Origin of the sequence: Methylobacterium sp., from assembly GCF_019745455.1 — a bacterium.
In the GTDB taxonomy this organism is placed as follows: domain Bacteria; phylum Pseudomonadota; class Alphaproteobacteria; order Rhizobiales; family Beijerinckiaceae; genus Methylobacterium.
Genome location: NZ_JAIETD010000031.1, coordinates 1 through 7,615, shown reverse-complemented (window position 1 = coordinate 7,615; position 7,615 = coordinate 1). Strand labels below are relative to the sequence as shown.

Sequence of the window (7,615 nt, the reverse complement as noted above, 5' to 3'; positions counted from 1 at the left end):
ATTCCACCTCAGGCCGCCTGACCGATGGCCGCTCCAACTCCACCCCGAATTTCCACCTCATTGACGGACACGACCTGCCGAACCTGTACCATTGAGTTTCGGAGTGAGGGCTCGGGCCTGTCTGTCACCGCCAACAACGGTTGGTCCGCGTCCCTTAGTGATCCAACCGGGCGCGATATTGTCGGTGCAGGTTGCTGGGCTAACCGCGGGCACTCCTGGGTCTCTGGAAAGTCGTTTACAGCCCGCTTTCATCGGAACGGCGATCACCTCGAAATGACGATGATAGTTGATGCCGGCACTGAGCCGAAGCCTGTTGTCCGAGGCACATACAGACGGGTGTGGCAGGGCGTTTGAAGGCGGCGTTTGCGCCTGGCTGCGGTGCGGATTTGATGGGGACGAAGAGTGGGCTCATACCCTTGCTTCGAAGCGGACATTCCGCCTCCGACCCATGGCGGCCGTTCAGACCGTCGCCGGCGCATCCCGAAAGCGGTCATTCGGTGACCGTCCGGCACCTCTGCGCCACAACCTACGTGATGAGTGCTAGCGATAGCGGCGCTTACCAGTCGTGATCCGGCGCAGAACACGGGATAGCTGATCTGCCGAGTAGGGTTTGTGCAGCAGCTCGAACCCGTGTTCACCGTTCTCGACCAGCACATGGCTGTAGCCGGAGGCCAGCACCACCGGCAGTCGAGGTAGGCGGCGGCGCAACTCCTCGGCCAGGGCAATCCCGCCCATGCCAGGCATTACGACGTCCGAGAACACCACCTCAAACCCGTCGCCGTCTGTACCAAGACGGATCAGCGCGCTTTCAGCGTTGGCCGCCCACTCCGTCCGGTAGCCCAGGTCTTCGAGGATCTGGGTTGCGAACGTACCGACCTCGATGTTGTCCTCGACCACGAGCACTTTCTGGCCAGTACCCCCGGGAGCTGGGCCGCTTTCCTCGTCAGGAGTTTCGGGCTCGGCCTCCTCCGCGACCTCCGGCAGGTACAGCGTGAACGTGGTGCCCGCGCCGACCACACTCTGCACCTCGACATCGCCGCCGGACTGCTTGGCGAAGCCGAACACCTGGGACAGGCCTAGGCCTGTGCCCTTGCCGACCTCCTTGGTCGTGAAGAACGGCTCGAAAATCCGCCCCATGTCGGCCTCGGCGATGCCGCTGCCCGTATCGCTGAGTTCGATCTTGGCGAAGGGGCCATCCGCGCCCGCGTGGTTCCGGATCACTGGCATCGCTGCGCCACAGCCCAACCTTAGGGTCAGTGTCCCCTCCCCATCCATCGCGTCGCGGGCGTTGACCGCCATGTTGACCAAGGCGGTCTCAAACTGGCTCAGGTCGGCTTTGATGAAACAGGCGTGATCCGCCAGCTGGGTGATAACTCTGACCCGGGCACCGGTGACTGTGTCGAGCATGTCGGCTACAGCCCGCAGCCGATCGCCGACGTTGAGTACCTCCGGCGTCAACGCCTGGCGTCGTGCAAAGGCTAAGAGCTGGCCGGTCAGCTTGGCGGCGCGTTCCACCGTGTCCGACACGGCATCCATGTACCGCTTGCGCCGTTCTTCCGGCAGGTCTGGACGGCGTAGGAAGTCCACGGACGAGCGGATGATGGTGAGCAGGTTGTTGAAGTCGTGCGCTACACCACCGGTGAGCTGGCCCACCGCCTCCATCTTTTGCGACTGGCGCAGGGCCTCGGCCGTAGCTTCCAAGGCAAGCGCTTGCTCCTTGGCCGCCGTCACATCACGCGTCGTGGAGAAGATCCGATCACCAGTTGGCACGGCGTTCCAGGAGAGCCAGCGATAGCTGCCATCCTTGTGCTGGTAGCGGTTCTCGAACCCGGTGACCGTCTCTCCCCGCGCCAGCCCAGCGAGTCCGACGGTGGAGTGCTCCTGGTCGTCGGGGTGGATCAAGTCGAAGACCGAGCGACCAACTAGTTCGGCCTCGGACCATCCCAGCGCCGTCGTCCAGGCTGGGTTGCAGGTGACCATGCGACCGTCGATGTGCAGTACGGACAACAGGTCTGTGGCGAGGCGCCAGACCTCGTCCCGCTCCGCGGTCCGCTTGGCGACCTCTTGCGCCAGCGTGTCGGCGCGCTGAGTTAGAACGGTCGAGGCGTCGCGTAGAGCGGTCACGTCCTGGACGAACACGTAGAACCCATCGACTGCACCGCTGGCGTCATACCGGGGCAGATAGCGGATATCAGCGATCCGCCGCCCCCCATCCCGTCGAGGCCAATCCAGGTCCATCTGCACGGGCTCGCCCGCCAGGGCTCGCTCGATCTGAGCGCGGCGCACTGCATAGCCATCCGCCCCGGCGATCTCAGGGATGGTTCGCCCAACGACCTCTTCCGGCGCTTTGCCAAACCAGTCCCGGTAAGCCGCGTTGGCGAACTGGTAGGTCAACGTGCGGTCCACGAACGAGACTAGGAACGGCAGTGCATCGGTGACCAGTCGAAGTTGGGTTTCGCTGGTGCGCAGGCCACTCTCCGCCATCCGCCGTGCGGTGGCGGTACGGGTGCGGGCGGCGACCTCGCGGATGAACCCCAGTTCATCCTCGGTCCACGTTCGCGGGGTGGCGCTGCACACGAACAGCAGAGCCACGAAGCGTCCGTGTTCGAATACCGGGGTGTTGACCAGCGCCCGCGCGTTGACGGCTTCCAGCGCCGCGGCCTGAGCCGCCGTGCGCGGGTCGTTGCGGGCGTCGTCGATGACGACCATCTCCCCGCGCTTAAGATCGTCGATGTAGCTGCCGAAGGACCGGAACTGGAGCGTCCCAGCGATGGAGACGGCCCCACCGCTGGTCCAGTCCCGTTCGACAGTGATGGTTTCGGCGTCCGGGTCTACCAGCCCGTAGCCGACGAGTTGCACGCCGAGGACCTGCCCGAGGATGCGGCTAGCCACGTCGCTCAAGCTGGCGGTGTCATCATCGTGCTCGGCGAGTTGGTCACTGAGGTCCAGCAACGCCTTGCGCCGCACCTCGCCGTCCCGCAACGCCACCCCGGTCAGGTGCTCGGCTGTGCGGTCGCGCATGATTTTGACGAAGCCGATATGCGCGTCGTCTTCGTCGCGCAGCGCCATCATCTCACCCGACGCCCAGAACCGCTCCTCACCCTTCTTCAGGTGCCAGCGTTCGTCCTGGGCACGCCCGTCGCGCAAAGCCGTCGTCATCTCGTAGGCCACCCGGCCGTTCGCGCGGTCCTCAGGTGTGAAGAAGCGTCCGGCATTCTGGCTGCGCATCTCGTCGGCGGTCCAGCCCATGACGTGCTCGGAGCCGCTGTTCCAGCCGGTGATGGTACCGTCGCGATCCGTCACGATGATCGCGAAATCGAGAGCGCTCTCGAACACCGCGTTCTGGCGGGCGGCATCCATGCTGCCGCTGCGGACCCTCTCCCGCAGTCGCCGCACCTCGGCTTCCAGCTCCTCCCGCGAGAGGGCTGCTAAATCACGTCCAGGCAAGCCAGCGTTTCCCTTCGAAGGCCTCCTCCCAGCGGAGGAGGGCCTACTTCAAACCGATGCTGGTTTGTGAAGCCTGTCGCCTTTCAGGTCTAGATCGGGCCGAGACGGGTGGCTGGTAACGTAGGCACCATGCTCTAGATACGACACCGCAGCCAGTCATTTGCTGACCTGATCCTGCCATCCAGGAACGTCTGCTATTCCAGCCTCACCTCCAATACTTGACCGTCTCAAATCCACCCATTACGGTCGCAGCGCTGACTGGCGGGGAACGAGATAAGCTGCTGTCGCAGTTATATTCGCTTGTGCTAAGGCGCCTGCGCTGCTTCGATGAATGCCCCCAACGCCTTCGAGGCGGCGGCGGCCGAGCCCTTCATGGGGTCTCCTCGGCCGCCTTTTAACGCCTCACTGCCATGTTGATGCCTGCTGGTAACCCAACAGTTGCTCCGGGACTGCAACCCATAGCGTCACGCCAGCCTCATAATGATTGCCGCTGCGCAAACGAGGAGCGTGCAGGCAAGGGCAAGTTCAAGGCGCGTCATGGGCGCTCAGAAAGCAACCACTCAGCCAATAGCATATTATATAAGTTAAATTCACGAGATCGTGAGTAGAGCGCACTTTGCCTATGGCGCCAGCAAAGCCGCTCACCTATCCCGTCCGGCTTACTACAGCTGCCGACCCCTGTGTCCGGCCTCACCGAAGATCATCTCCGCCAACCCAGTACGATGATCACATCACGTTGCCTGCCGCCGCTCAATCAACGCGATGAGGAAGCGTCGAAAAGGGGTCAGCGGCCGGGACGGACTTTCGGAACGCACCTGCTCTAGAAGCAGGGACAGAGCAGCAGTCCGGCGCTCGTGATTAGGGTAGGCGGCCTCCAGTTCGTTGAGGGCAGTAGAAACTCGATCGGCCACCGAGGTGTCTCTGACGGCCGCCAGGAAATCCAGGGTATGCCGGCATCGTTCGACCGGTGGCATGCCTTTGCTCCGCTGTCACACATGACCGAGTGGTCGATGGTATAACGAATGCGTTGCGCCGCATGATCCTTCCCAAGGATGGCTGCAACGGGTGTGGTCGAACGGACAAATCGCTCCCCCCGCGAACCCGTTCGACCCACCTGCTGGAAAGCCTATGAGGCAAGGACCTGATGGCAAAGAAACCGAAGCCGATCGACCTGAAACAGGAGACGGCGGACATCTCGGCCGAAATCGCAGCCTCCTACGAGAAGCTCGCCGGCAAGTTTCGAGAGAAAGCCAAGCGTGCCGCTGATAAGGTCAAGGATACCAAGGGCGAAGAGATGCGTGCTTTCCATCGTAGGCGCTTCGAGCTGTACAGCGATGCCGCCACAGACCTGGAGGACCGCCTGCGTCAGCTGCAGGGCAGCGAAGAGATGGAAGGCGACTAAGCTCGCTGGGGCTGGGCCAGCATGATGGCAGCTCGTACCGCTGCCTGCCGTAGTTCATGGTTCGCCCAGGGCTGACGCATCAGTGTGCTGGCGAACGGATGCTCAGCGACAGCGGCAGCTGGATCAATCTGATACCCTTCACCGAATGAGACAGGGCCACATCCTGGGTTGGCCAGGTAGACGTTCACTACAGCCATCACGTCGTCATCCACGATCTCTAGGCTGTTCAAAAGGTCCAGGGTCATTGGCGCGTGCATTGCGGCGCCGTAGGACTGGTTGGCGACCCTTGTATGGCGTCGGCACATGGCACTTTGTCCAAGTGTATCGACCGTTTGCTTCGGACGTGCTCTATGATGCCGCTCTTGGCTTCGCAAAAGACGATTTGAAACCACACCGCTTGATAAGAGGTTTGAGATGTACCATGGCCTAGCCGTGGGGCACGAGAACCGCGTAGAAGCATGTCAGAGAACACAGGCGACCAAACCACCAACTTCGTCGAACTCGCAGGCGATATCGTCTCAGCGTATGTGTCGAACAACCCTGTCCGACCTGCCGATCTACCGGATTTGATCCGGCAAGTTCACACGGCGCTTCAGGCGCTCGCCACCGGAGCTGCTGCGGCATCACCGGAAGCCGAGATCGAGAAGCCGACGGCGGCGCAGATCCGCAAGTCGGTGATGCCGGAAGGCATTATCAGCTTCATCGACGGTAAGCCGTACAAGACCCTCAAGCGTCACCTAAAAACGCATGGTCTTGACCCATACAGCTATCGTCAGCGTTACGGCCTTCCTGCCGAGTACCCGATGGTTGCAGCGGAATACGCAAAGCAGCGTTCAGATCTTGCGAAATCCATTGGGCTTGGGAGGTCCGTCGATCGGGGCGAGGCTGCCTAGGCTCAAGCGGAGAGTGGCACAATCCTTCAGCGTCGTTTGGCGTAGTTCCGCTTGGGACTGGCTTAAATCTAGGTAGCGGCGCCATGCTCGCGCGCCTTATCACTCACCGTCATAGCCCAATCGTTGCCCTTGGCACCGCTGTTGCCGGGTTGACGATGGTTTTCCTTCAAGAGGTGATCCTAGGACTTAGCTGGTAAAGACCCAGACCTACAGCTTACCGTCTCTGTTGTAGAGATAGGCACGCCCCGCCGGCCGGTAATCGGATCGGACGGCGGAGCTTGCTCAGACTAGCGGCCTGTTCCACCCGGCGCTGCACCAGCGCCTGTCCCCATCGTGCCTGTGGAGCTGCCGGCCGCACCGCCCACCGATCCAGAACTTCCCGTTCCCATGTTGCCGCCTGTACCTGGTCCTGTACCAGTGCCCATGCCGGTGCCGGCGCCGCTACCCATCCCAGTGCCGGAGGTGTTCCCGGTCCCGTTGGACCCGCTGCTGCTGCCCATGCCGGAACCGCCAGCTGCACCACCAGCCGCTCCTCCAGACCCACCGCTTGCTCCTCCCGAGCTTCCGCTTTGAGCAAGGGCGAAGCTGATACTGCCAAGCAGCAGAGTTGCTACGATAACAGACGAGCGTAAAACCTTCGTGCTCATAAAACTCTCCTAGCTTTGTTGCAGGGACGATAGCTCGGTGAAATCCTGGCCCGACATGCCAAGAGTTCATTTTTTAACGGGTCCAAGCGAGGAGCTGTTCTGTTTTTTCGTGCAAGAACAGCAATACGACCGATTGCGCTATGAGCCCATGATGCGCTTGGCGATTTCGGTATGCTGTTCGTCGCCCTGCTTGGCCTCATCCAGCGAGGTCTGCATCGCCTCGGCTGTCTCGCTCATGCCAAGCTGACTCGCGTAGGTGCGGATCGTGCCGAACGCGGCAATCCAGTAGTGTAGCGCAAGCTGGCCGTTGGCGATGATGCCGAGATCGCGTGAGGTGTCATCAGGGGCCTGTTGGCGGATCTGGCGACTGACCTCGTAGAGACCTTCCAGCACCGGGTTCTTCTGCTCCCCGCTCCCACCTGCTTCCTGAAGCGCCCGGTCGATACGCTGGGTCCACTGCTGTGACGTCTGATTGCCCTTCTCCAGTGCGGCCTTGAGGTCCGAATGGTGGGCATCCTTTTGGATCTCGTCAGTGGCCATCGCAGCGACTTTGCCACCTGCCTTCATGGCGGCAAGGCCCTGAGCTACGAGCGTTTTCAGTGCATCGTTGTTCATCGTCTTCCTCCAATCTGCCTGCCCACAGAGGTGCAGGATTGATAGAGGAACTGCATGAACCGAGGTTTGGATCTCCGATGCGTCGAAGCGTCGAGCATGATGCCTCTTCGCGTAGGTAACGCTGTAAAACCCTATGCTCCATATCCTAGCATTCGGTCGAACCGTCAGCGCCTGTCGTCGAACCTCGGAAGCTGGCCTCGCGTCTCAGCTAGCTCTGATCGGATCAGCTCACAGTTAGATCGCGTATCAAACGATTGGAATTTCGGTCGGCGTGGTTGGAGGGATGCCGAGAGGCTCATCCGGCGTTGGAACATCGCTTGGAGGCGTCGGTGGAACACCAGCAGGCTCTGAAGGCGGCATTTCTTCAGGCTGCGGAGGGTGCCCAGGCGACGGGTTTGGATCTGCCGGAGTTGGCTCGGGATAGGGCTGATCTGGAGGAGGAATAGCTGGCATTTCGCTTCCCTGCACGACAGCTGCGAACAGCTTGGGATGTCGACCAACGAGCGAGCGCCAAGGAAGCTCCGCAAAAGCGGGTTGAACCGCGCCGGGTTTCCCGGAGGCCATTTGGTTTGGGTCAGGCTGCCAAGGCTTGCGCCTCGGTTTGTGCATAG

The 7,615-nt window shown here is 61.6% G+C and carries 5 protein-coding genes; 2 read left to right on the top strand and 3 right to left on the bottom strand.

Translation table 11 applies throughout. The features are described 5' to 3' along the window. Positions 1-540: 540 nt before the first annotated feature. Together K2Y56_RS07050 and K2Y56_RS07045 are read right to left on the bottom strand one after the other, a co-directional pair. Positions 541-3,447 carry a PAS domain-containing protein gene (locus K2Y56_RS07050; protein WP_292506467.1) on the bottom strand — a complete coding sequence of 969 codons (2,907 nt, stop codon included), beginning with the start codon at positions 3,445-3,447 and terminating at the stop codon, positions 541-543. A gap of 731 nt (positions 3,448-4,178) precedes the next feature. Next, positions 4,179-4,421, bottom strand: a complete 243-nt coding sequence (locus tag K2Y56_RS07045; protein ID WP_292506465.1) for a hypothetical protein — start codon at positions 4,419-4,421, stop codon at positions 4,179-4,181. A gap of 170 nt (positions 4,422-4,591) precedes the next feature. Here K2Y56_RS07045 and K2Y56_RS07040 point away from each other — a divergent pair, with 170 nt between their 5' ends. Together K2Y56_RS07040 and K2Y56_RS07035 are read left to right on the top strand one after the other, a co-directional pair. Further along, positions 4,592-4,849, top strand: a complete 258-nt coding sequence (locus K2Y56_RS07040) for a hypothetical protein (RefSeq protein WP_292506451.1) — start codon at positions 4,592-4,594, stop codon at positions 4,847-4,849. 458 nt (positions 4,850-5,307) lie between these two features. After that, the gene (locus tag K2Y56_RS07035) at positions 5,308-5,742 is read left to right on the top strand and encodes a MucR family transcriptional regulator (RefSeq protein ID WP_292506449.1); all 435 of its coding nucleotides are present in this window, start codon (positions 5,308-5,310) and stop codon (positions 5,740-5,742) included. Positions 5,743-6,527: 785 nt separating this feature from the next. On the opposite strand, the gene K2Y56_RS07030 is transcribed toward K2Y56_RS07035, so the two are convergent. Further along, on the bottom strand, positions 6,528-7,004 hold the full coding sequence (locus tag K2Y56_RS07030) for a DUF892 family protein (protein ID WP_292506448.1): 477 nt from the start codon (positions 7,002-7,004) through the stop codon (positions 6,528-6,530). Between the last annotated feature and the right edge of the window lie 611 nt (positions 7,005-7,615).

Coding starts and splice junctions, on each gene's coding strand:
- K2Y56_RS07030 (WP_292506448.1), bottom strand. CDS start 7,004: ATGAACAACGATGCACTGAAAACGCTCGTAGCTCAGGGCCTTGCCGCC.
- K2Y56_RS07040 (WP_292506451.1), top strand. CDS start 4,592: ATGGCAAAGAAACCGAAGCCGATCGACCTGAAACAGGAGACGGCGGAC.
- K2Y56_RS07035 (WP_292506449.1), top strand. CDS start 5,308: ATGTCAGAGAACACAGGCGACCAAACCACCAACTTCGTCGAACTCGCA.
- K2Y56_RS07045 (WP_292506465.1), bottom strand. CDS start 4,421: ATGCCACCGGTCGAACGATGCCGGCATACCCTGGATTTCCTGGCGGCC.